The sequence below is a fragment of the Pedobacter sp. UBA5917 genome, from assembly GCF_002432345.1.
Classification (GTDB): domain Bacteria; phylum Bacteroidota; class Bacteroidia; order Sphingobacteriales; family Sphingobacteriaceae; genus Pedobacter.
In genome coordinates, this window is sequence record NZ_DJDT01000074.1 from 1 (window position 1) to 25,105 (window position 25,105).

21 protein-coding genes and 1 pseudogene are annotated in these 25,105 nt (G+C 39.2%); 8 read left to right on the top strand and 14 right to left on the bottom strand.

Translation table 11 applies throughout. From position 1 onward, the window contains the following. The first annotated feature begins 225 nt into the window (after positions 1 to 225). A complete protein-coding gene (locus B2V92_RS04635; protein ID WP_293305138.1) occupies positions 226 to 1,365 on the top strand; it encodes a cytochrome-c peroxidase in 1,140 nt (379 codons plus the stop codon). 556 nt (positions 1,366 to 1,921) lie between these two features. Here the strand turns inward: B2V92_RS04635 and murI are convergent. From murI to ubiE, 13 genes are all read right to left on the bottom strand, one after another. Next, positions 1,922 to 2,740 carry a glutamate racemase gene (murI, locus tag B2V92_RS04640; RefSeq protein ID WP_293305139.1) on the bottom strand — a complete coding sequence of 273 codons (819 nt, stop codon included), beginning with the start codon at positions 2,738 to 2,740 and terminating at the stop codon, positions 1,922 to 1,924. Positions 2,741 to 3,034: 294 nt separating this feature from the next. Further along, positions 3,035 to 3,613 carry an OmpH family outer membrane protein gene (locus B2V92_RS04645; protein WP_293305141.1) on the bottom strand — a complete coding sequence of 193 codons (579 nt, stop codon included), beginning with the start codon at positions 3,611 to 3,613 and terminating at the stop codon, positions 3,035 to 3,037. 63 nt (positions 3,614 to 3,676) lie between these two features. Then, entirely contained in the window at positions 3,677 to 4,207 is a 531-nt protein-coding gene (locus B2V92_RS04650) for an OmpH family outer membrane protein (RefSeq protein WP_293305142.1), read from the bottom strand. Between the two features lie 184 nt (positions 4,208 to 4,391). Beyond that, positions 4,392 to 6,935, bottom strand: coding sequence for an outer membrane protein assembly factor BamA (gene bamA / locus B2V92_RS04655; protein ID WP_293305144.1), 2,544 nt, complete (start codon positions 6,933 to 6,935; stop codon positions 4,392 to 4,394). A gap of 152 nt (positions 6,936 to 7,087) precedes the next feature. Next, positions 7,088 to 7,828, bottom strand: a complete 741-nt coding sequence (locus tag B2V92_RS04660) for an isoprenyl transferase (RefSeq protein WP_293305145.1) — start codon at positions 7,826 to 7,828, stop codon at positions 7,088 to 7,090. Between the two features lie 19 nt (positions 7,829 to 7,847). Then, positions 7,848 to 8,660: a DUF6089 family protein gene (locus tag B2V92_RS04665; RefSeq protein ID WP_293305147.1), complete on the bottom strand. Its 813-nt coding sequence runs from the start codon at positions 8,658 to 8,660 to the stop codon at positions 7,848 to 7,850. Between the two features lie 2 nt (positions 8,661 to 8,662). Further along, on the bottom strand, positions 8,663 to 9,544 hold the full coding sequence (locus B2V92_RS04670; RefSeq protein ID WP_293305149.1) for an NAD kinase: 882 nt from the start codon (positions 9,542 to 9,544) through the stop codon (positions 8,663 to 8,665). 9 nt (positions 9,545 to 9,553) lie between these two features. Next, on the bottom strand, positions 9,554 to 10,216 hold the full coding sequence (locus B2V92_RS04675; RefSeq protein WP_293305150.1) for a CBS domain-containing protein: 663 nt from the start codon (positions 10,214 to 10,216) through the stop codon (positions 9,554 to 9,556). After that, positions 10,216 to 10,980 carry an alpha/beta fold hydrolase gene (locus B2V92_RS04680; RefSeq protein WP_293305151.1) on the bottom strand — a complete coding sequence of 255 codons (765 nt, stop codon included), beginning with the start codon at positions 10,978 to 10,980 and terminating at the stop codon, positions 10,216 to 10,218. Before B2V92_RS04680 ends, B2V92_RS04675 begins: the two co-directional genes overlap by 1 nt. Before the next feature lie 184 nt (positions 10,981 to 11,164). After that, positions 11,165 to 11,611 (bottom strand): GatB/YqeY domain-containing protein, encoded by a 447-nt coding sequence (locus tag B2V92_RS04685; protein WP_293305153.1) that lies wholly within the window; start codon positions 11,609 to 11,611, stop codon positions 11,165 to 11,167. Positions 11,612 to 11,790: 179 nt separating this feature from the next. Continuing rightward, entirely contained in the window at positions 11,791 to 12,549 is a 759-nt protein-coding gene (locus tag B2V92_RS04690) for an SDR family NAD(P)-dependent oxidoreductase (protein ID WP_293305154.1), read from the bottom strand. Between the two features lie 89 nt (positions 12,550 to 12,638). Then, positions 12,639 to 13,436 (bottom strand): outer membrane beta-barrel protein, encoded by a 798-nt coding sequence (locus B2V92_RS04695; protein ID WP_293305156.1) that lies wholly within the window; start codon positions 13,434 to 13,436, stop codon positions 12,639 to 12,641. After that, positions 13,433 to 14,164, bottom strand: a complete 732-nt coding sequence (ubiE, locus tag B2V92_RS04700; protein WP_208643601.1) for a bifunctional demethylmenaquinone methyltransferase/2-methoxy-6-polyprenyl-1,4-benzoquinol methylase UbiE — start codon at positions 14,162 to 14,164, stop codon at positions 13,433 to 13,435. The genes B2V92_RS04695 and ubiE overlap by 4 nt, the downstream gene beginning before the upstream one ends. A 167-nt stretch (positions 14,165 to 14,331) precedes the next feature. On the opposite strand from ubiE, the gene yihA reads away from it, so the two are divergent. The 4 genes from yihA (at position 14,332) to B2V92_RS04720 (ending at position 20,760) form a co-directional block, all read left to right on the top strand. Beyond that, a complete protein-coding gene (gene yihA, locus B2V92_RS04705; RefSeq protein ID WP_293305160.1) occupies positions 14,332 to 14,955 on the top strand; it encodes a ribosome biogenesis GTP-binding protein YihA/YsxC in 624 nt (207 codons plus the stop codon). A gap of 238 nt (positions 14,956 to 15,193) precedes the next feature. Next, on the top strand, positions 15,194 to 16,051 hold the full coding sequence (locus B2V92_RS04710) for a UbiA-like polyprenyltransferase (protein ID WP_293305161.1): 858 nt from the start codon (positions 15,194 to 15,196) through the stop codon (positions 16,049 to 16,051). A gap of 83 nt (positions 16,052 to 16,134) precedes the next feature. Next, positions 16,135 to 17,838 carry a M3 family oligoendopeptidase gene (locus B2V92_RS04715; protein ID WP_293305162.1) on the top strand — a complete coding sequence of 568 codons (1,704 nt, stop codon included), beginning with the start codon at positions 16,135 to 16,137 and terminating at the stop codon, positions 17,836 to 17,838. Between the two features lie 498 nt (positions 17,839 to 18,336). Next, entirely contained in the window at positions 18,337 to 20,760 is a 2,424-nt protein-coding gene (locus B2V92_RS04720; RefSeq protein WP_293305163.1) for an outer membrane beta-barrel protein, read from the top strand. Positions 20,761 to 20,763: 3 nt separating this feature from the next. Here B2V92_RS04720 and B2V92_RS04725 read toward each other — a convergent pair whose 3' ends face one another. Beyond that, positions 20,764 to 21,981, bottom strand: a complete 1,218-nt coding sequence (locus B2V92_RS04725; RefSeq protein WP_293305165.1) for an MFS transporter — start codon at positions 21,979 to 21,981, stop codon at positions 20,764 to 20,766. A 289-nt stretch (positions 21,982 to 22,270) separates the two neighbouring features. Between B2V92_RS04725 and B2V92_RS04730 the strand changes: the two genes are divergently transcribed. The 3 genes and pseudogenes from B2V92_RS04730 to B2V92_RS04740 form a co-directional block, all read left to right on the top strand. Continuing rightward, positions 22,271 to 24,220, top strand: coding sequence for an amino acid permease (locus tag B2V92_RS04730; RefSeq protein WP_293305167.1), 1,950 nt, complete (start codon positions 22,271 to 22,273; stop codon positions 24,218 to 24,220). 10 nt (positions 24,221 to 24,230) lie between these two features. After that, complete coding sequence (locus tag B2V92_RS04735; protein WP_293305168.1) at positions 24,231 to 24,782, top strand: hypothetical protein; 552 nt, start codon at positions 24,231 to 24,233, stop codon at positions 24,780 to 24,782. A gap of 20 nt (positions 24,783 to 24,802) precedes the next feature. After that, positions 24,803 to 25,105, top strand: a pseudogene (locus tag B2V92_RS04740) (hypothetical protein); the annotation flags it as partial.

Consider the following 25,105-nt stretch of genomic DNA (forward strand, 5'->3'; position numbering starts at 1 on the left):
GCTCTTCGAAGCTTATTAAAAACCAACAATTTGGTCTATATTTTCAATTAGATTATCGCAAGCAATTAAAACAGGAATTGAGAAGTGATCTGAACCCAACGTTTGTACCCAATAATAACCGTTCGATATTACACATTGGTGTAAATATGTACTTATAATATCCAACAAAACATTTCCACGCTCAGCTAATCATTTGCTGAATTGTGTTATTTATATTTTTAACCCATGAATAAAATTTTTGCCCTTCTTGCTCTTCTCCTCACCGGATTAATCCTATTTTCATTTCAATCGGCAGATTTTAACAACGATGATGAACTGAGTATAGATAGCCTGCGCAAAGTTTATTCGAAACCTACCGATCAATGGCCAAAACCAACAGTAGATAAAGATGCGGTTTTTCAGGAACTGGGCCAACTTCCACCCTCTCCTGTCAACCTGAAAAACGATTCGGTAAAAAACGTGGTGGAGCTGGGCAAAATTTTGTTTTTTGATCCGCGTTTATCGGGTTCCAACCAGATTTCATGTTCAAGCTGCCATGCGCCGGATTTACATTGGACAGATGGACGCCAGGTTTCGATTGGGCACGATCATTTGGCCAATATCCGCAATGCGCCATCGTTAGAAAATGTGTGGTTTTATAAACGCCTGTTTTGGGATGGCCGTGCAACCAGTTTAGAAGAACAGGCCAGAAGTCCGGTGGCGGCACATAACGAGATGCACCAGGATATGAAAGCCCTGCCTAAAAAACTTGGCAAAATTAAAGGTTATCAACCCTATTTCAAATCTGCATTTGGATCAAAAGAAATTACCAATAAAAGGATTTTCGAAAGTCTGGCCACCTTTCAACGCAGTATTGTAAGCCGTAGAACCCCTTTCGATCGTTTTTTAGCTAATGATAAAAAAGCGTTAACCGATCAGCAGATCGTGGGTTTACATTTGTTCCGCACCAAGGCCCGCTGCATCAACTGCCATAACGGACCGTTGTTTACCGATAACGAATTCCACAACGATGGATTAACCTATTTTGGCCGTAAGTACGAAGACCTGGGCTTGTATAACGTAACCAAAAAACCGGAAGATGTAGGCAAATTTAAAACCCCTGGACTAAGGAATGTGATGAAAACTGCTCCATGGTTCCATAATGGTTTATTTCCGGATATGGATGGCGTAATGAACATGTACAATGTGGGTATGCCCGTACAACGCGTAAAACCCGAACAGGTTAACGATCCTTTATTACCAAAGAACGATAAACTACTGAAAGGCCTTAAATTAAGTATCGCAGAAAAAGATGCAGTTGTCGCATTTTTAGAAGCACTGTCTTCGCCCACCGTGCTGGTTAGGGTTGAGCAGTTACCGCAATAGTTAAGTTGGGAGTGCTGAGTTGGGAGTTTGGAGTTGCTTGGCGGACTGTTGTCAGTCCAAAGTCTACAGTCCCTAGTCTTAAATCGGTTAATTACCGAAATCGAGTAATTTAATATGAAACCTTGCCTCCATGGGCAGCACTAAATCATTGGTTTCGGGTAATTTTTGGCGTAGAGCGGGTGGCGGTTAGCGTAAACTTGTTGATATCAATAAAATTGTTCAGTTCACAATTGGCAGTTTTCAGTTGGCAATTTGCAGTCAACAATCTAACAATCATACAATTAAGCAATTAACTGACTAATCAAATTAACACAAAAAGATTGCTTCACTCCCTTACAAGCCCTACCCTTCGGTTCGCAATGACGGACTTGTAGAATGAACTGAAAGTTGGCAGTTAACAATAAACTAATGACCAATAGACAAGCTGCATCAGTTAAACAGTTAACCAGTTTAAACGATTAAACTGTATTCAGTCAACAATATAACAATCCTACAATAAAACAATAACAGCTAATTTGCAATCTGAGGTGACAAATGAACTATTGAACCAACTCCCTTACATCTTCCCCGACTTCAGCGCTTCGCCAAAAAATATCGATGCATGTTCATCAAAGGCTGCAGGATCGCCACTGGTATAGAATTCTCTTTTCCCCTGTTTAGCCAGTTTTTCTTCGATCTCCGGATGTCTTTCCAAATAATCGACCAAACTATTCGCTACAATCTCACCCTGTGTTAAAATGTTGATATGATCCGGAAATACCTTTTTAAGTTTGGGCATTAACAAGGGGTAGTGTGTACAGGCCAATAACACGCAGTCGATTTCGTCTGATTGATTCAATAACTGATCGCAATACTCGTTGATGAAGAAATCGGCTCCTGATTGTAAATGTTCATTATTCTCGATCAATGGAACCCACATGGGGCAGCTCTGCTGATAAACTTTGATCCCAGGGAAAAATTTATTGATTTCTAACAGGTAAGACTGAGAATTAACCGTGCCCCTGGTACCCATTACCCCAACCTGTTTGCTTTGTGTATAACTATCGATTACTTCGGCTGTAGGCCTGATAACGCCCAACACTCTCCTACCGGGATACTTAGCAGGAAGATCTTTCTGCTGGATTGTTCTTAAAGCTTTTGCAGAGGCCGTATTGCAGGCCAGGATTACCAATTGGCATCCTTTCGCAAAAAGCCATTCTACGCACTCTAAAGTGTATTTATAAATGGTATCGAAAGAATGATCGCCATAGGGCGAACGTGCATTATCTCCTAAATAAATGTAATCATAACCGGGTAATTGATCGGCAATGGAACGGAAAACCGTTAAACCGCCATAACCTGAATCGAAAATACCTATGGGAGAAGAGTTTTGCATGGGTTGATGTTGAAAAGTTGGAATGTTGTAAAGTTACAATGTTAGTTGGAATGTTCGGATGTTGGGAAGTTGGAATGTTTGTTTGAATGTTGTAAAGTTGCAATCTTAGTTGGAAGGTTGAAATGTTGTAACATTGGAAAGTTTTAATGAACCAGGAGCAGAACATTCCAACCTTTAAACCTTACAGCATTAAAACCCTCTAAAAACAAAAAAGCGGAACTAAGTTAGACTTAATTCCGCTGTATCATTTTTCATTGACTTGAGACTCTCGACTCAAGACTATGGACTAAAAGACTATTTCTTAGGTGCAGCCGGTTTTGCAGCAGTTGCAGTAATGCCTAATTTAGTTTTAACTGAAGCAGTAATGTCATCACCACCATCCCAGAAAACCAGGTTATTACCACCTTGTCCGTTTGCGATATCGAAAACGTAAGCCAAACCTTTTTCTTTAGCTACTGAAGAAATTGCAGTTGCAACTTTAGCCTGGATAGGTTGGAACAATTCGCCTTGTTTAGTACCTATATCCTGTGAAGCTTTGGTACGTGCATCAGTGATACGTTTTTCTAAATCCTGTAATTCCTGACCAGCAACCTGTAACTCTTTACCTACTGTTTCTTTGTTAGCTTCGCTCAAAGTTTTTTCTTTTGCCTGAGCAGCCGCCAATTTAGTCTGATATTCTTTGATCATAGCATCAATATCAGCTTGTTTTTGTTTACCTAAGGTCTCTAAAGTTGTTTGAGCTGCTTTAGCCTCTGGTAAGTTTGCGAATACCTCTTCAGAATTAATGTGACCCAATTTTTGTTGTGCACTTGCCATATTCGCTGTAAACAATAAACCTGCTGCTACAAAGAATACGTTAATTAACTTTCTCATCGTTCTATTTTACTTTTTTTATTTTTTTCTAATTGTTTTTTCTAAAAATACCGGGCGAATATACTAATTATTTACAGTCCCCGGCTTGTAACCTAATTTTACAACCACATCATTACTGACATCGTAACTGCTGCTTGCATAAATCATCATGGTTGCTTCGCTGCTTTTGTCGAAAATGAAATCCAGGTACTTAGATTTTGCGATCTGTTTAATGGCTTCGGCAACTTTATCCTGAATAGGTTTAATTAATTTAATCCTGCTCTGAAAAAGATCGCCATCCGGACCGAACTTCGAACGCTGAAATTCTTTCGCCTGTTTTTCTTTTTCAATAATTTCGTTTTCGCGGCGCTTGCGCATATCATCGGTTAATAAAACCTGATCGGCCTGATAAGCTTTATACATCCTGTCTATTTCAGAAAAATTCTGATCAACCTGTTGCTGCCATTGTTTTGAGGCTACATCCAGCTGGCTTAATGCAGATTTATATTCCGGCAAATGTTTCAAAATATACTCTGTGTCTACATAAGCAAACTTCTGTGCAAAGGCACCTATTGAAGTGCAAAGTAGAAATGCGATAAAAAGATACTTTTTCATCCTGTTAATGTTTTTTTAAAGGTGATGAAGCTATCATGATTTTATGTTCTTATTGCCAAGTAGGCAAAATCCTGATGGTTTCATTTGTGTGTGTGTTAATGATACAGTTAATAACCTAAGCTTTGTTTAAACTCATCTTACGATGATTTATTGCATAATTAGTTAATTTTTTACTCTTTATCAATTAAAATCCACCTAATTGTTGTGCGATACTAAAAGTAAAGTTCTGCTTTCCTCCATCTGATAATCCAGGGATCGTATCAAATGCATGTCCGTAATCGATACCCAGTAAACCAAATATCGGTAAGAAGATCCTTGCACCAATACCAGCTGATCTTCTGATATTGAACGGATTAAAATCGCCAAACCTGTTCCAGGTATTACCGCCCTCGGCAAAAGCCAGTACGAATGCTGTAGCCTGCTGACTTGCAATAACCGGATAACGTGCCTCGATTACATATTTAGTATAGATAGGGCTACCTGATTGCTGTGCAACACTTGGATCGGCACCGTTAGGAATAACAGCGTTATTTGCATAACCACGCATCGCGATCAGCTCAGATCCCTGTAAGAAATCGAATCCCTGCATACCATCACCACCCAGTTTGAAACGTTCGAATGCGGATTGACCAACTGCTTTGTTATACGAACCTAAGAAACCAAACTGTGCCTGTGCTTTAATTACTAAATTACCGGCAACACGTTGGTACCATTGCGAATCGAATTTCCATTTATGGTATTCGGTAAAACGGTATTTCTGTTTATCAGATGCGGTTGCATAGTTTACTTTGTTAAACAACGAGTATGGTGGTGTTGCCTGAATGGTAAAACGTAAGAACGATCCTGATTTAGGGAAAATCGGCGAATCACGCGAATCGCGACTGATCTCCTGAGATAAGTTTAAGTTATAAGAGGTACCGGTATTGAATAAATATCCGCTATAGTTATTTAAGATATACTGTTGTAAACTTACTGCATGTGTTAACTGGAAATAGTTATCCGGCCAGTTTAACCTTCTACCCAAACTTACGGTTACACCGTTTAAACGGATTTTCTGGAAAAGGGCATCGCCGCTGCTTAAACCGTTAGATTGTAATGAAGTAAATGCACTTACACCGAAACTTACCGGTTTTTCGCCACCAAACCATGGTTGAGAGAACGAGAAACTATACGATTGGTAATATTTACCGTTGGTTTGTCCACGTAAACTTAATTTCTGTCCATCACCTTTTGGTAGAGGTTTGTAAGCTTTTAAATTAAAGAGGTTACGTAACGAGAAGTTGTTGAAGGTTAAACCCAATGTACCAATGATACGGCCACCACCAAAACCACCTGATAACTCGATCTGATCGGAAGGTTTTTCTTCTACTGCATACTCAATATCCACAGTACCATCAGCCGGGTTAGGGCGTGGTGTAGGAACCGTTTTAGATTCGTCAAAGTTACCCAACTGACCAATCTCACGGATGGTACGGATCAGGTCACTTTTGTTAAATTTCTGTCCCGGTTTGGTACGGATCTCACGCAATACCACTTTATCATTGGTAATGGTGTTACCTTTTAAGGTAATGCGGTTGTTGGTGTACTGTGGTCCTTCGTACATGCGTAGTTCCACATCAACGGTATCGCCATAAATTTTGGTCTGTACCGGATCGATGTTAAAAGTTAAATATCCGTTATCGGTATACATACTGTTAATATCGCCACCGTTTTCTCCACCACCGTTCAGTTTTTTGTTTAATCTTTCTTCACTAAACACATCACCTTTTTCGATGGTTAATACTTTCTGCAAAATACTATCAGGGTAAATGGCGTTACCGGCCCAGGTAATATTACCGAAATAATATTTTTTACCTTCGTAAAGATCCATCCTGATGTTAACCTTTTTATTGTTGTGCTGATAAATGGTATCTTTTAACAATTCGGCATCACGGTAACCTTTTTCATGCATTTTAGCAATCATTTTTACCTTGTTCTCTTCGTATTTCTCTTTTGCGAATTTTCCAGAGCCCCAGAAACGCCACCAGGTAAACTGTTTAGGGTTTTTAAGGTATTTACGGAGTTTTGCTGCTTTAAAATCTTTATTTCCGGTAAAATCGATGTGCTGTACTTTAACACGGTGGCCTTTATCAATGTATGCCTCTAATACTACACTGTTTTCGGCATTCGGATCTTTACGGGTCTTGTAATCGATTTTGGTAAAGAAGAAACCTTTATCCAGCAGGTACTTTTTAACAATGGCCGAAGTGGTATTGTATAGGTTATCATTTACGATTTTACCTGTTTTATCATTCAGTTTTTCCTGAATGGCCGTTTTTTCAGATTTACGGATGCCTTTTAAATCGATAGAGCTTAAACGCGGACGTTCTACCACCTCGATTTCGAAATAAACAGAATCCTGAACAAATTTTTCGATATTAAGTTTAACATCATCAAACAGGCCCTGCGCCCAAAGGGTTTTAATCGCATCAGAAGTTGCTTCGCCGGGAAGAACAATTTTATCGCCTTTGGTTAATTTAGATAGTGTAATTAATACTTCTTTATCTAAATATTGGGTTCCTATTACTGTTGTACCACCAATGATATATTCTTTTGGACTAAAATAATCGAGATCTAAGCCACCAACCTTTAAAGAAGGGGTTGCCGGTGCCTGACCTTGTGGACGTACTTGAGCGAAGGCCGGAGCGGCTAAAACTAGTAGAATTAAAACTTGAAATATTTTTTTCATTAAAATTATTTGTTCAGTAATGGCCAATAGGGTAACAGGGTTTTATAAAGCAAAATTTTTCTCTGTTATGTTTCCCTCACTATGGTTCATTTATCGTATAAAAGTGGTGCTAAGTTAGTTTAAACGCTTGTTAAAAAGTGTTAAAAGAAAAATTAGTTTAATTGTTCGCTAATTTTTCCGAAACGGCGCTCGCGTTTTTGATAGTCTACAATAGCCTCAAAAAGATCCTCACGTCTGAAATCCGGCCATAAAACATCGGTAAAATAAAACTCGGTATAAGCCATCTGCCAGAGCAGGTAATTACTGATCCGGTGTTCGCCGCTGGTTCTGATCATGAGTTCAGGATCGGGCATATTTACTGTTGTAAGCTTTGATGAAAACAGGTTTTCGTCAATATCATCCAACGATAGGTTATTATCTTTTACGGCTGATGCGATTTTTTTGGCAGCCTCTACAATTTCCCATTTTGCACTATAACTCAATGCCAGGGTTAGTGTACATTTTTCGTTATGGGCTGTTTTTGCCATGGCTTCTTTCAAATCATCTATACACTCCTGCGGTAATGATGCAATATTGCCGATCGCATTAAGCTTAATGTTATTTTTATTAAGTGTTTCGGTTTCTTTGTTGATGGTAGAAATCAGGATCTGCATCAAAGCATCTACCTCTTCTTTTGGCCGGTTCCAGTTTTCGGTAGAAAACGCATATAAGGTGAGGTATTCGATACCTACTTCTACACAGCCTTCTACAATATCTTTTACCGAAAGTACACCTTGCTCATGTCCGAAAACCCGTACTTTACCCTGGCCTTTTGCCCATCTTCCATTGCCATCCATGATTACTGCAATGTGCTTTGGCAGGCGGCTATAGTCTATTTGTTCTTTAAATCCCATTAATTATGTCAAAATCAGCTTAAAAGGAATAGCATTTTGAGGATACAAAGGTAAAAGATATGCCAACACTAACAAATAGATAAGTGTCCCTTTTTCGAAAATCGCCTCTTTGGGTACCTGGTTTTCCGATCTGGTTAACCGAAGGATCGGATAAATTAACCTGATTCTGGCCATTTCCAACGAAAACGGGATTGACCGGATAACGTCCGCTTACATCATCAATATAATCGGTAGAGGGTGTTCTGTAACCCAGTTCGGTAAAAACGCTCCAGGTATCTTTGTAATTATAACGCAATCCTAACCCATAAGGAATGGTTAAAACAACATTTTTATAGCCATTCTCCTGCCCTTCGGTAGCTAAACGATCTAAACGGTATCTATCGCCATCTACTTTTACGGTTGGTTTAAAAATAACCAAACCCGCGCCTGCAAACAGGTATGGCGTAAACTGCCGGGTTCCGCCACCCAGGTTAAAATTAAAAAAATTAAAATCTACTATTCCACTGAATTCGTTCAGGGTAGTTTTAAAACGAAGGTTTCTTTCGCGGAACTGCTCATTGCCTGAATTTGCATCATCGGCTTTGACCTGCCCCAAGGTGTAATTTAAACGTAAACCCAGGTATTGGTTAAAATTACGTTTCACATATGCACCGCCAGATAAACCACTAATTTTTAAATAATTGTTCTGATTAAGATCGCCGATATAACCTGCACCACCTGCCATAAGCCCAACTTCCCAGGAGGGTTCGCCTATCGGCTCACGCTGAGCACGAACAAGCCCTCCACTAAAGATGAGAAAGAGGATAAGCAATAGTGGTTTGTTTGGCGTCATACTTAGTAGTTACGGGTATCAATGCCCCATAATAATTTATTCCTTAACGTGTTTAAGTAGGTTTCATTGTTAAGGCGGATGAGATTTATGCAAAAATCTGCTTTTTTGATGCTGATTTTTACCGATCGCTCTACGGTTACGGTGCGGCTATCGCATGAAACGAGAAATTTCGATTCCCTGGCCTCCACCTCAAAAGAGAGTTTATTCCCATCAGGCACCACTACGGGCCTCACATTTAAATTATGCGGTGCAATGGGTGTAATTACAAAGTTTTTAGAGTCGGGATAAATGATAGGGCCGCCGCAGCTTAACGAATATGCGGTAGAACCTGTTGGCGTGGCAATAATCAATCCATCGGCCCAGTACGAATTGATAAATTCATCATTCATGGAGGCGTGGATAATCATCATAGCCGAGTTATCGCGACGGTGGATGGTGATATCGTTGAGGGCAAAGTTTTCTTCACCAAATAAACTATTGTCTGATTCTAAGGTTAAAAGCGAACGCGAATCCAAAGTATATTCACCTTTGCTTAAAGCTTTTAATGCCGATCCGATTTCGTTTTTGTTGATACTGGCCAGAAAACCCAAACGCCCAAAATTGATCCCGATTACGGGTATGCCCGAATTACGGATCAGTGATAAGGTATCCAATAGAGTACCATCACCGCCCAAACTCAACAATACATCGGCATGGTCTTTAAGTTCGGCGTGGTTATGGAATATAATGGTATTGCCAGGCAGTTTGATTTTGCCGTGCAGGGATGTTTTAAATTTGGAATATAAAACGGGTTGGATGTTATGCTCGGCCAGGTGATCAAAAACCTCCTGTACATAGGGCAAAACCGTATCATTAAAATCTCTCCCGTAAATTGCAATCCTCATAAAGTAGGTTTATACATTTAAGTAATTCATGAAAGAATCGTAACGCTCCTGCGACCCATCATCAATCTGTGTGTTATTGTATACTTCTTTTACCAGATAATCATATCGTTCAAAAGAAGCTACCAATGAAGTAATTTCTGTTTTATTTACTTTGAGCGTTACTTCTAAACGTGTAGAATCTTCGAAAGCATTTACGTAAGAAGAGAGCACCTGCGCATTATCGGCCTCAACGATCTGGGCAATGTGTGCAAGCGAATTGTCGCGGTTACTGATTTCGAGCACAATAATGCCTCCGGGTTCGTTTACGGCATATTGTTCTGCAATGGCATTAACCATATTATTGATGGGAATTAAGCCCAGGTAATTTTTCTGCTGATCGAGAACAGGTACAGCAGTAAGTTTTAGCTGGCCCAACAACCTGATTACATCATAGGTATGTGCGTTATTGAGCACAAAAACATTGAGCATATTTACCGCAGCATCGCTTAAAAGTGTATCGTGGTTATGAATGTTCAACAGGTCATCTTCGGATACCAAACCCAACAAAGTAGCCTCGTTAACAACCGGCAGATGCTTTAGTTTAAAATCGTTCATGCGATCTAAAGCTTTCTGCACCGTATCAACGGTTCTTAATGATGGAATTGCATCTGATATGATTTCTGCGGCAAACATTACTTCAATAATATTCTGTCTAAAAATTTATCCAAAAAGGTGTTAAATATTTCGGGATGCTCCATCATAGGCGCATGTCCGCATTTATCTACCCAGTTCAGTTCCGAATTTGGCAATAACTGGTGAAATTCTTCTGCAACTTCGGGCGGTGTAACTTTATCGTTCATTCCCCAGATCAACGAAACCGGGATGGTAATTTTAGAAAGTTCTTTGGCCATGTTATGGCGGATAGCCGATTTGGCCATGGTTAAGATCCTGATTACCCTCGATCTGTCGTTAACGGTTTTAAAAACATCGTCAACCAGTTCTTTGGTTGCCGTTGCCGGATCGTAAAAGGTAAATTCTACCTTTTCTTTGATATAATCGTAACTCTCCCTACGTGGGAAAGAACCACCGAAGGCGTTTTCGTATAAGCCAGAACTTCCGGTAAGCACCAGTGCTTTTACAAACTCCTGATGTGCAACGGTAAATACCAGACCAACATGGCCACCAAGCGAATTGCCTACAAGCACCACCTGGTTTAAATTTTTATATTTTAAGAAACGGTGCAGGTACCTCGAGAGTGCCTTTACACCAAGGGTTAAAATTGGAAGATCGTAAATGGGCAAAATCGGGATAATAACATGGTAGCGATCTTTAAAATGCTCGATAACCAGTTCCCAATTGCTCAATTCGCCCATTAGGCCGTGCAGCAATACCAGTGTCTCGCCTTTTCCAGCTTCGATGTATTTAAATCCGTCTTCTTCTATTATCGGGTAAGTCATATATATTTTAGATGGTATTGTGCTACTAAGTTAGTAGAGTAAAATTAAATTTATGCATTTCTATGCCATTTTTCTGAAATAAAATCGAAAACGGTATAAAAACTTCATTTGCAACGCGTAGAGCGGTAAGCGACTGGCGATAAATTAGCCTTAAACCATTTACCCCCTCTACCTTTTACCTTAATTAAGCCAACTTTTCCTTAACAATCTCGGCGATTAATTTTCCATCGGCTTTACCGGCCAGTTCCTTATTTGCCAGGCCCATCACCTTACCCATATCTTTAACCGATGTGGCGCCAGATTGTTTGATTACGCCCTCAATAATTGCGGCTACCTCTGCCCTATCCAACTGTTTTGGCAAAAATTGGCCAATTACTTCCAGTTCTTCTTCTTCTATCACTGCCAAATCTTCCCGGTTCTGTTGTTTATAAATATCGGCAGATTCGCGACGTTGTTTAATCAGTTTCTGAAGGATTTTGGTTTCGGCTTCTTCCGTAATTTCTTCCGCATGGCCTTTTTCTGTACGCGCTAAAAGCAAAGCAGCTTTTATTGCCCTTAAACCTCTTAAAGTTGCCTGATCTTTAGCCAGCATGGCTTTTTTTATTTCCTGATCTATAGTGTTTGATATCATTTCTATTTATTGGTTGTTTTTTGTTGGTTAACTGGTTAATTGTTTAAACCGGTTAATCGTTCTATGAGCATAATTGTTTAATTGCTCGATTGCTAAATTGTTAGAGCAAATTGCCCATTTTACGCTAAACGCTTGTCGCGTTACGCAAAACAGTTAACCAGTTTATACAATTTAAACAATTAACCTTTATTAATAATTGTTGCTGTTGCCTGTGCAGTTGGCATAATCAGCATATCGTTAATGTTTACATGTTTGGGTCTGCTTACCACATACCAGATGGCATCTGCAATATCATCAGCAATTAAAGGTTCAAAATTTTCATATACCTTTTTCGCACGTTCTTCATCACCTTTAAAACGCACCACCGAAAATTCGGTTTCTACCATGCCCGGATTAATTGCGGTAACTTTTATATTATGGTTAAGCAAATCGATACGCATACCTTTGGTTAAAGCATCTACCGCATGTTTACTGGCACAATATACGTTTCCATTTGGATAAACTTCTTTACCGGCAATAGAACCAATATTGATGATGTGGCCGGATTGATTCGGGATCATCCAGTTCGAAACAATTTTGGTTACATAAAGCAACCCTTTAACATTGGTATCGATCATGGTATCCCAATCGCTGGTATCTCCTTTATCAATGGGATCTAAACCCTGACTTAAACCCGCATTGTTTACCAATACATCTACCTTTTTCCATTCGGCAGGCAAAACTTCCAGAGTGGTGGTAAGGCTATCCTTATCGCGAACATCCGCCAATACCTGTTTAATGGTGATGGCATATTTATCTTCCAGATGGTGGGCAATTTTAGCTAAGCGGTCTCCCCGGCGGGCCAATAACACCAGATTATAACCCTGTTGGGCGAATGTATGTGCACAAGCTTCGCCAATACCAGAAGTTGCGCCTGTAATTAATGCGATTTTAGACATGTTTATGAATTTTAAGTTGTGCGAAACCAAAGCTAACACCTTTAGGCCTCATCCACATCAACAAAGGTAAGTTTTTTTGAATTGTAAGCTTATTGAAAAATCAAACTGAATGTTAATTGACGTAATTTCAACTTATCTATCGGATTGGCGTAAACCGTATTATCGCGCTGCAAGAGATCGTTTTTTGAATAAGATAGCTTAATTTCGGGCGACATTTTAAAATATTCGAAGTAAATATCGAAGCCTATACCTGTTTCGTAGGAAAGGTAGTTGCGTTGATTTTTTAACAATTTGTTTACCGGACTTTCACCTTCATCGAAGGTTTTTTTCTTCGAAGCTATATCAATTGAGTATTTTGCACCTCCAAGCCAATAAACCCTTAAATTGTTCAACCGGTTCGATTTTACTTTTATCCCCAGTGGAAATTCGAACATCGTAGCCTGTACTTTCCGCTCAACCACTGTCTGGAAATTTTTGGTCTGCCCGTTCCCTAAATTAATCGGTGCCATTGGCTCATATTCGTAAGTCACCGTCCTATCACTAAAAATAAGTGAGGGGGTTGCCCGGATATCAAAGTTATCGGATATCATTCTGTTCATTACAAAACCCAATCCGAAACCCTGCGAAGGCGTACTGTAAATGGCATTTAACTTTGAAGTTACTGGCAAACCGGAAGCCGGATCGTAAGAAACCCCTAAAGAATTTGGCACCTCGTAAAACTGATCGCGCCAATTCTGCTTTTTAAGGATCTTGTATTCGGCAGATATATATTGAAAATTAAAACCAAAACTCCAATCCTCATCATCTATACCACCGCCCCAGTTTTGGGCAAATGCAGTTGCAGATACAGCGAAGAGAGAAAGAATGAGGCTTAATTTTTTGATCATTTGGTTCCGGTATATATCGAACTTATTCCAAACGTTAAAATTCGCTGTTTGGTACTTTTGAAACCGATTTTTTCCATCAGTTTGGTAAAATCTTCTCCATCAGGGAAAGCAGCTACCGATTCGGGCAGGTAAGTATAAGCCCTGTGGTCTTTAGAAAACAGTTTCCCAAAGAAAGGTGTTACCTGTTTAAAATAGAAACTGTACAATTGTTTAACCGGAAATACCCTGGGTTTTGAGAACTCCAGGATCACCATTTTACCGTTTGGTTTTAACACGCGGTACATATCGGTCAATCCTTTTTCCAGGTTTTCGAAATTACGTACGCCATAGGCACAGGTAATGGCATCGAAAGTATTATCTTCGAAATGCAGTCCTTCCGAATCGCCAACCTGAACAGTAAAAGTTTCATTCAGGTTACGCTCATTGATTTTCTTTTTGGCCACTTCGAGCATGCCTTCAGAAATATCAACACCGATCACCTTTTCGGGATGAAGTTTTTTAATGGCCTCAAAAGCAAAATCGCCCGTTCCGGTGGCCACATCAAGCATAATCCTTGGCTGGATAGAAACCAGCTCCTTAATCGCTTTCTTGCGCCACAATACATCAATGCCTAAAGAAAGGAAATGGTTTAAGAAATCGTAAGTGCCCGAAATATTATTGAACATGGTTGCAACCTGCTCTTTTTTAGTTGCATCTTCTACTTGGTATGGGGTGATATTCTGATTCATGATATGTGGCAAAGATAGAGAAAAAGTCGGGAGTCTTTAGTCCGAAGTCCGAAGTGTTGGTGCAAAGTATTCAGCCAATTGTCAAAAATTAAACCTGGAAAAGATTATCAATTTGGACTTCAGACTTCCGACTTCGGACTTCGGACTCAAAACCCTACCTTTGTACCATGATTATCAAAACGGCAACATTTGTTTGCAGCAACACCCAGGTTTCGGCCCTGCCGGCGCCATTAATGCCCGAATATGCGTTTATCGGCCGCTCTAACGTGGGTAAATCTTCACTGATCAATATGTTGGTTAACCAGCATGGATTGGCAAAAACTTCTCAGCGCCCTGGTAAAACCCAGCTGATTAACCATTTTTTGATTAACGATGCCTGGTATATTGTCGATTTGCCGGGTTATGGTTATGCCAAGGTTTCGAAAACCAGCAGAGAGAAGTGGGAAAAATTTATCCGCGCTTATATTACCAAAAGAGAGAGCTTACAATGTGTTTTTGTACTGATTGATAGCCGTTTAGAACCTCAACAGATTGATATTGAATTTTGCTACTGGTTAGGCGAGAAACAGATTCCCTTTTCGCTGATTTTTACCAAGGCTGATAAACAGGGCATGACCACCACCCAGAAAAATGTTGCCGCTTTTAAGAAAAAGTTAGGTGAGTTTTTTGAGGAAATCCCTGCAACATTTATTACTTCTGCCGAAAAAGCTGTTGGAAAAGATGAGGTTTTGAACTTTATCTACGAGGTAAATAAGGATTTTGTTGTACCGAAAGAATATAAGAAGTTTTAATTGGTTCATTAGCCACTGGTTTATTTGTCATGGATCATGGTCAATAGTTCATAGTTTAGTAGTAGATAGCATGATGCAACTAACACAGTTAACCTCCTGAGCGTAGTCGAAGGGTAAACAATTAACCAGTTAACCATAATCAGTTCACAGTAGGCAATTTGCAGTTAGCAATATAACAATCCTGCAATAAAGCAATTAACCAGTTAACCAATTTATACAGTTAACCTTTTCTAAAAAAATGAAAAAATACTTTTCACTCGTATTATTCGCCCACTCTGTTTTTGCGCTTCCATTTGCCATGATCGGCTTTTTTTTGGGCGTAACCACTACAGAAAATCCATTCTCGTGGTATAAACTGATTCTGGTTCTGCTCTGCATGGTTTTTGCCCGTAACTCGGCCATGGCCTTTAACCGTTATCTTGATCGGAATATTGATGCGAAGAACCCGCGCACCAAAATGAGGGATATCCCCGCAGGCAAGGTTTCGGCAAACGAAGCGTTAATTTTCGTGATTGCCAACTGTGTACTTTTTGCCATAGCCACTTATTTTATTAACCCACTTTGTTTCTATTTATCGCCAGTAGCATTGTTTGTGGTTTTATTTTACAGCTATACTAAAAGGTTTACGGCATTGTGCCATTTGGTATTGGGCTTAGGCCTTAGCCTTGCCCCTATCGGTGCTTATATTGCCGTTACCGGACATTTTGCCCTGGTTCCCGTTTTATATTCGTTAACTGTACTTTTTTGGGTAAGTGGCTTTGATATCATCTATGCTTTACAGGACGAAGAATTTGACCGCGAAGAAAAATTACATTCCATTCCATCTGCACTTGGCATTAAAAATGCTTTAAATGTTTCGGTGCTGTTGCACATACTATCGGCTACCTGTGTAATTTTACCGGTGTTCTTTACATCTTTCAGCTGGGTTTATTACGTAGGTATTGTGTTTTTCTGCTCAATGTTAGTCTATCAGCATTTATTGGTTAAACCGAACGATATCAGCAAGGTAAACAGGGCTTTTCAAACCTTAAATGGTTATGCATCGGTAATATTTGCCGTTTGCTTTTTGATAGACGCCTATTTGAGACACAAATAATGAATGAATGATTGAATTTTGAATGAGAAAATGGCAAACATTCAATAATTCCATCATTCCCTAATTCAATAATTAAATATATTATGATAACTAAAAAACCTAGAACATATATCCCTCAGGAATTGACCATTACCTGGGAAAATTTAGAACCACTTTTTACCGAATTACAGCAGCGCGAAATAACCAACGCCACCGAATTGGAGCAATGGTTAAAAGACCGCTCGGAGCTGGAAGCTGCTTTGGAAGAAGATTTTGCCTGGCGCTATATTAAAATGAGCTGCGATACGGCCAATGAAGAACTCGTTAAAAATTTCCAGTATTTTGCAACGGAAATAGAGCCAAAAATTTCTCCTTTGGCCAACGAGCTGAATAAAAAATTTGTGGATAGTCCGTTTATGGATGATCTGGATAAAGAAAAATATTTTGTTTACAGCCGTGCAATTAAAAAAGCTTTGGAGCTTTACCGCGATGAAAATATCGAACTTTTTACCGAACTGCAGGTAAAACAACAGAAATACCAAAGTACTACCGGTGCGATGAGTGTGGAAATTAACGGGCAGGAATATACTTTGGAGCAGGCGTCGATTTTTATCAAGGATTTAAACCGTGAGGTACGCGAAAATGCATGGAAAACCATCCAGCAACGCCGATTGGTTGATAAAGACGACTTAAATATCTTATTTGATGAACTGATTAAACTACGTAACCAGGTGGCGCTAAATGCAGGTTTCGAAAATTACCGCGATTACATGTTCCAGGCTTTGGGCCGTTTCGATTATACCCCGCAGGATTGTTACGATTTTGCCAATGCAATTGAAAAAGAAATTGTTCCTATTTTAAAAGAACAGGCCGAAAAACGCCGTGAAGCTTTGGGTTTAGAGTTATTAAAACCATGGGATCTGGAAGTAAGTGTTAGTGGCAAACCAGCTTTAAAGCCGTTTAATAATGGCGAAGAACTGATTGATAAAAGTATTGCCTGTTTTAATGCCATCGACCAAAAACTGGGCGAAAAACTGGCTACCATGAAAGCCAACAACCTTTTTGATGTTGAGAGCAGAAAAGGTAAAGCACCGGGCGGCTACAACTACCCTTTGGCCGAAACCGGCGCACCGTTTATTTTTATGAACTCGGCAAACTCACTGCGCGATTTAACCACCATGGTGCACGAAGGCGGACATGCTATCCATACTTTTTTAACTGCGGGTTTAGAACTGAATGATTTTAAACACTGCCCTTCTGAAGTTGCCGAACTGGCCTCAATGAGTATGGAATTGATCTCTATGGATAAATGGGATCTGTATTTCGACAATGAGGAAGATTTAAACCGTGCAAAAAAAGAGCAATTGGCCGATGTTTTAAAAACTTTGCCATGGGTTGCCGTAATCGATCAGTTTCAGCATTGGATTTATACTAATCCTACACATACCGCTGCCGACCGTGAGGAAACCTTTAAGCAGATTTATAACCGTTTTGGCGCAGGTTTCGCTGATTGGACAGATTTAGATCAGCAGTTCGGTAACGGCTGGCAAAAACAACTTCACCTGTTCGAAGTTCCTTTTTATTATATCGAATATGCCATTGCACAATTAGGTGCCATTGCCGTTTGGAAAAACTATAAAGAAAATCCTGAAAAAGCACTAGATCAATACCTTGCAGCACTTTCGTTGGGTTATACGAAACCAATGAATGAAATATATGAAACTGCAGGTATCAAATTTGATTTCAGTGCAGAATATGTAAAAGAACTGGCCGCTTTTGTAAAATCGGAACTGGAAAAATTGGGTTAAGATAAGGTGGAAGGTGGAGGGCCAAAGGTTGAAGGTTTTTCCCTCACAGTTAAATAAATTGGAAGTCGTGGTATTTGCCACGACTTTTTTGTTTGTATTTAAAAAAGTTCGTCACCCTGAATTTATTTCAGGGTCTATTTTGCTGAAAGATGCTTATCTGGTCTTAGCGTCCCGCTAAGACCTCGCTTTTTTTTGCCACGGAAACACTGATTTTTCGCCCTCATTACAATCGACATATTAAAAAAAGTTCATTCGGAAAACACAATTTACCCTACCTCACAATGCCTCTAGCTAAGACTTGCGCTAGAAAGACACTAGATCATGGGCGCTTTGCCCAACCAATGAACAAATGACCAATGAACTATTAAACCAACTGTAAAAAAATGTTAATTGGGTTAAACATTGTTAAAAATCAGCGTATAATGCGCCTAATGATTTAGTTTCGTTTAATTCCTCTTCAGATAAAAGGAAAAACCAATCATTACATCCTGATTAACAATGAAAATATTTGCGCTAAATTTTACACTCTCACTATTATTTTTGAATGTGGTATCTGCACAGACTACAAAAACCCGCATTACGGGTACAGTAATTACAAAAGATGGCATCAAGGTTTCGGCCAATCTAAAATTTACAAGCCTGGCAGATACTACATTTTTTAAAACCACTACCAGCAATCAGGAAGGAAGCTACGTGTTGGAAAACTTCCCCACCGGTAAATTTTTGGTTGTGGTTAATGCTGTTGGCTATCAAACGTTAAGAGAAACTTTTGAAACGCCATTTGGCAAAACCAATATGGATTTAAGCTTTAACCTTAATCAGGAGGTAAAAGAGCTCGAAAGTGTGGCAATAACCGGTCGTAAGCCCTTAATAGAACGCCATAACGATAAAACGGTAATGAATGTTGAAAACAGTATTGTTGCAACCGGAAATACAGCACTCGAAATCTTATCTAAAATGCCGGGCGTATCTGTCAATCAGGACGGGGCAATCAGTATTAAGGGGAAATCGGGCGTAAATGTGCTGATTGATGGAAAATCGACCTATTTATCGGCCGAGCAGCTGGCCACGCGACTGCGATCATTAAATGGTAACGAAATTAAAACGATTGAACTGATCACAAGTCCATCCTCAAAATACGATGCAGAAGGCAATGCGGGTATCATCAATTTTAAGCTGAAAAAGAATGCTAATTATGGCACAAATGGAAGCATAGATTTAGGTTTCGGCTACGGGAAAAATCCGAAAAGTGATGCAGGGCTATCCATCAATCACCGCAATAAAAACCTGAACGTTTTTGGAAGTTTTGCGAACAATAACAATAAAGCGAGCGAAAACCTGGATATTTTAAGGATTGCGAAAGGCGATGGTCAGGATACTTATTTTCACCAATACAATACACAGGTCAGGTCTATACATAACAATAATTACAAGGCAGGGATCGACTATTTTATTAATGGACAAAACACGCTTGGTTTCTTAACCACAGGTTATTTTAACAACGGTCACGATTTATCAAATGGCGGTACAGCCATCGGACAAAATTTCACAAAGGCCGATTCCTCGATTATTGCCAATAATCCTGCAAAGAACAAATACCGTAACCAGGCCTACAATCTCAATTATAAAAGTGTTATAGATACCCTCGGGCAGGAACTTTCTTTCGATCTGGATTATGCGAAATATCACAGCGAAGAAAACACGCTTTACCAGAATTTCTTTTTCGATCAGAACGGAACAAAGTATAAATCGCCTGCTATTTTCAGGAATGCTACACCATCTTTTATCAAAATCAGGGCTGCAAAAATTGACTATACCCTCCCCTTAAACGCAAGTACGAAATTAGATATGGGCTTAAAAAGCAGTTGGGTAAGTACCGATAACGATTTTCAGTTCGAAAACCAGATCGGGACGGATTGGAAGAACGATGTAAGCAGAAGCAATCATTTTATTTACGACGAAAACATCAATGCAGCATACGGTAGCCTAAAACACGAATTTAAATCAACCAACATTGAAATTGGCTTAAGAATGGAACAAACCAATTCCAAAGGCAACTCCATTAACGACAACAAAATTGTAAAACGCAGTTATTTTGATTTTTTCCCAAGTTTTAGCCTCAATCAAACCTTAAATCCGAATAATGAGATGGGCTTTTCCTATAACAGAAGGATCGACCGTCCTGATTATAAATCGCTAAATCCATTTGTATATTTTGTTGATTTGTATACTTTTAGCCAGGGCAATCCTTTTCTTAACCCACAGTACACCAACGCTTTTCAGCTATCTTACAATTACAAAAAGGCATTAAATATTTCGTTGGGTTACAGCATCACCAATAATCTGATAATCGATGTATTGTTACCTGAAAACGAGAAGAAAACGCTTTATCAAACCGTTCAAAATCTTGATAAACAATATGCTTATGATTTAACTATCGGCTACCCTACCACGGTTACCAAATTCTGGAGCATGGACAACACGTTTACCAGTACTTATAACCAGATCAAAACCACAAATTTAAACAATGGTGCTTACGATAGGAAAAAAGTGAATTTTATGATCAACAGCAGTCACACCTTTACCCTTAGTCCATCAACTGCGGCAGAACTTTCGGGCGAGTATGCTTCATCGCAGATTTATGGTACTTATGCCATTAAACCTTACTACGGAATAGACTTTGGACTTAAAAAATCGTTCTTCGATAAAAAGCTTAATGTTAAACTTGCAGCCAACGATGTTTTAAATACCAGAAAAGCAAGGATCAGCAGTGCACTTTCCGGTCTGGATTATAACCTTACCCAAAAACAGGAAACCAGGGTGTACAGACTCAGTTTAAACTATATTTTTGGCAGCAGCAGCATTAAGGGCACCCGTGAGCGTAAAACCAGCGTAACCGACGAAGAAGGACGTATTAAATAAGCTTTATGCTTCGTTTTTTTGCCTGATCCTTGAGATGATAAACATCACCAGAACCGATAACAGAATCATGATCAGGTAACTGTGGCTCAGGTTACGTTCATCTTTGGCCGGGATCAGGTTTACCACACCGTAACTCAAAAAAGAAACAATTACGTAGGTAAAACCTCCGGTTAAACCACCTGCAATGCCCGCATTTTTCGGGAACTTGCTTAAACAGAAAGTAAAGTAGTTGTTAAAAGTATAACCCGCCCCAACATGGATAATAAAAGCAAAGAAAATAAGCGACCATAGGTTAGCAATAAAATTTAAACTCAATATCATCAATACGACAAAAGCAACCTGCAATAGCGAATTGATCATTAATCTTTTAAAGAAGGGTTTATTAATAGTTGCTTTACCGATAAAGCCCCCAACCATCCAGGCGAAACCCAAAAACAGCGAACTATAACCTGCCACAACCGGCGAAAAATTTAGGTGGTGCTCGATGATAAATGGTCCTGTCATATTGTAAACCATCACCATACAATAAGCCAAACCCAACATTACAATTCCTAAGGTAAAACTGGTGGTTTTAATCATTTCGCCATAAATAGCGGTAATTTTTTTGAGCTGGAAATCAGTAAAATGCCTTAAAGTTTCGCCACTGAATATCATTTCCAATAAGGCAAAAACAACAGCAAATCCGGCTAAAAAATAAAAATTAGATTCCCAGCCAAAAGCAGTTTGCAGATAACCACCGATAAATGGTGCAACAATGGGGCCGGTGCTCCAGATGATGGAAAAAAGACTTAAATAATGTTTTAACTGATCGCCTTCAAACAGATCGACAAAATATGCTCGTTTTGCTACTACAATGGCCCCAACGGTAACCCCATGAATTACACGCATGAAATAAATGAGATAAATGTTATGACTTGTGGCAATAACAATACTCGCTGCAGCAAAAATTAATAAAGCATAAAGGCAGATTTTATAACGTCCGAAACTATCGAGCACACTACCGATAAACAGTTGCGATACGCCATAACTGATCAGGAAGATACTTAAAGTAAGCTGAACCTGAACATTACTTACGTTTATGGCCCCTGCCATATCGGGCAGAGAAGGGATATAAATATCGGTGGCAAACCCCGAAATCGGGAGTAGTGCAAAAGCCAATAAAGTGGCAATGCCCTGGTTACGTTCTTTAATATATTTTATTGGTGCTGTATTTGCATTCATGATGATACCCTAATTGTATTTAATATTCTAATCAAACAAGGTTTTTAGCGCTATCCATTATCTGATTGATTGACCGGGGCAAAATTAACAATATCTAAAGCGCTAAAATTATGCGAATCAAACAAAGGCTTATTCAAGCCAAATAATTACAGTTTTTGACTTAAAATCAATAATTCATCAATTTTTAAACGCATTTTGTACCCTAAATAACCTGTAATGAAAATTATATGCGGCTTTAAACGTTTTTAGCCAAACTTTTTATAAGTTTGAAGAAACAATCAAATAAAAGATGTTCGAAAAGCTATTCAGAAAGAAATCCATTTCCAAGATATTACAAGATGCAGCAAAAGGTTATGGCGACCACGAAAATACACTTCATAAAACATTAGGTGTCCGCGATTTAACCGCCTTTGGCATTGCAGCAATTATTGGTGCTGGTATTTTTAGTACGATTGGTAAGGCAAGCGCCGATGGCGGTCCGGCCGTAATTTTTTTATTTATTTTTACTGCCGTTGCCTGTAGTTTTGCGGCCTTTGCCTATGCAGAATTTGCCTCCATGGTTCCGGTTTCGGGTAGTGCCTACACTTATTCTTACGTGGCTTTCGGCGAACTGGTTGCCTGGATTATCGGTTGGTCGCTCATAATGGAATACTCCATCGGGAACATCACTGTGGCCATATCATGGTCTGATTACTTTACAGGGCTACTCTCCACGATAAAAATACCTTTTCTCGGCATAGATGGCATCCATGTGCCCGATTGGATGACCATGGATTACCTAAGTGCCTATAACGGACATAAACATGCCGAAGCACTTTTAGCGGCAGGAAAAAGCCTTTCGGCTTTAGATCCAGCTACGGCTTTGGCTAACAATGCCTGGCTTACCGCACCACAAATTGGGGGTTTTCACCTCGTGGCAGATATTCCGGCTTTAGGGATTATCATTTTAATTACCTGGTTAATTTACCGTGGCATGAAAGAAAGCCGTAATGCCAGCAATGCGATGGTGGTGGTAAAACTGGCCGTAATACTTTTGGTTTTGGCTGTAGGTATATTTTACGTTGATACCAAAAACTGGAATCCATTTGCTCCAAACGGTGTTTCGGGTATTTTAAAAGGTGTTTCGGCAGTGTTTTTTGCCTATATCGGTTTCGATGCCATTTCTACAACCGCTGAGGAATGTAAAAATCCACAGCGCGATTTACCACGTGGCATGATGTGGGCAATCATCATCTGTACCATTCTTTATGTTGCTATTGCACTGGTATTAACAGGTATTGTTAAATCTGATACCTTAGCGGTTGGCGATCCACTGGCTTTTGTTTTCGACCAGATTGACTTAAAATTAATGAGTGGTATTATTGCCGTTAGTGCTGTTTTTGCAATGGCGAGCGTACTTTTGGTTTTCCAGATGGGACAACCGCGTATCTGGATGAGCATGAGCAGGGACGGACTATTACCGAAATCATTTTCAAAAATCCACCCAAAATATAAAACGCCTTCATTTGCAACCATTGTGGTTGGTTTTGTAGTGGCTGTTCCATCATTGTTCATGAACCTCACCATTGTTACCGATCTTTGTTCTATCGGTACTTTATTTGCTTTTGTACTGGTTTGTGCAGGTGTTTTAGTGTTACAGAACAGGCCCGATGTACAGCGTGGAAAGTTTAAAATCCCTTATGTAAACAGCAAATTTATCGTGCCGATTGCTTTTATAGCAGCCATCGTTTTTGCATTTACACAATATGGCAAAGAAACCAAGGCTTTCTTTTTCAATTCGCCCAAAACCATCCAAACGGTAACTTTTGTTACTTCTTTAAGTGGCGATGAACTAAAAATCGTAAAAGAAGAAATTGTTAAAAATGCAGCACCGCAGATCATTTTAGCTGAAAAAGTTGATGCAGAATCTTATCTGAGCGCTTTACCTGCTGACCGCTACGAGCAATTCATTTCAGCCTCAAAAGTTTCGGTTGAAAAGAAATACGAAAGCGGCTGGGGCTTGTTTAAACACAAAATCCCGATGTGGATCTTTCTGATAATTTGTGTAATCATCAGCTTTTACTGCATCACCAAAAACCTATCATTAATCCCGGTTTTAGGATTAATCAGTTGTTTATACATGATGTGCGAGCTCGGTATCTCTAATTGGATTGGTTTTGGTATCTGGTTGGTAGTTGGCCTGGTGGTTTATTTTGCCTATGGATACAAGCATAGTAAATTGGCGAATCCGGAAGCTTAAAAGAATTGATATGACCATTTTTGAAAAAATACAAAAACATCAGTCAGAGAAAAACTATGTCAAAATTAAAAGAGATGTTGGCAACAAATCATACGAGCTTTCCCATGGTTATATATTAGATCATTCATTTGATTTTGTACTGATTATAGAGAATGATGATTTTGTTTTTAACGGATACAAGATATTTCCTATAAGTTCGATAGTAAAAATCAGAAACAACGATTATGATCAGTTTTTTGATGAAATTATGGAACAGGAAGGTCAGAAAGAACTGATTAAAATCCCTCACCAGATCGATCTCGAAAACTGTAAAAGCATTTTCACTTCGATAAAACAGGCCAATTTAAATTGTGCAGTAGAAAATGAAAACGACGAGCTTTTCTTTTTTAAGATCGGAGAAATCATAAAAGTAAAAGAAAGAAGCCTTCAAATTTTAAGCTTCGATCCCGCTGGTTATTTAGACGAGGAACCAACAAAGATAAAATATAAAGAAATTACCGCTGTTACTTTTGATGATAACTACATCAATACCATGAGTAAGTATGTAAGGGTACGAGAGTAGTTTAACATCCCGAATATCATATGAAATATAATCCTTTAATACATCATCGGAGATCGATCAGGTTAAAGGGTTATGATTATTCAAAAGCAGGTGCCTATTTTATCACAATCTGCTGTGAAGATAGGATACATAGATTTGGGAAAGTTGAAGGTAATGAAATGATATTAAATCAATCAGGAACTATCGCTTACAATGAATGGATCAATTTATCTGACAGGTTTCCTAATTTCGAACTCGATGTTTTTCAAATCATGCCCAATCACATGCATGGCATCATTGTTTTAAAAGACGTCGGGGCGACCCTTGCGGTCGCCCCAGAAGAT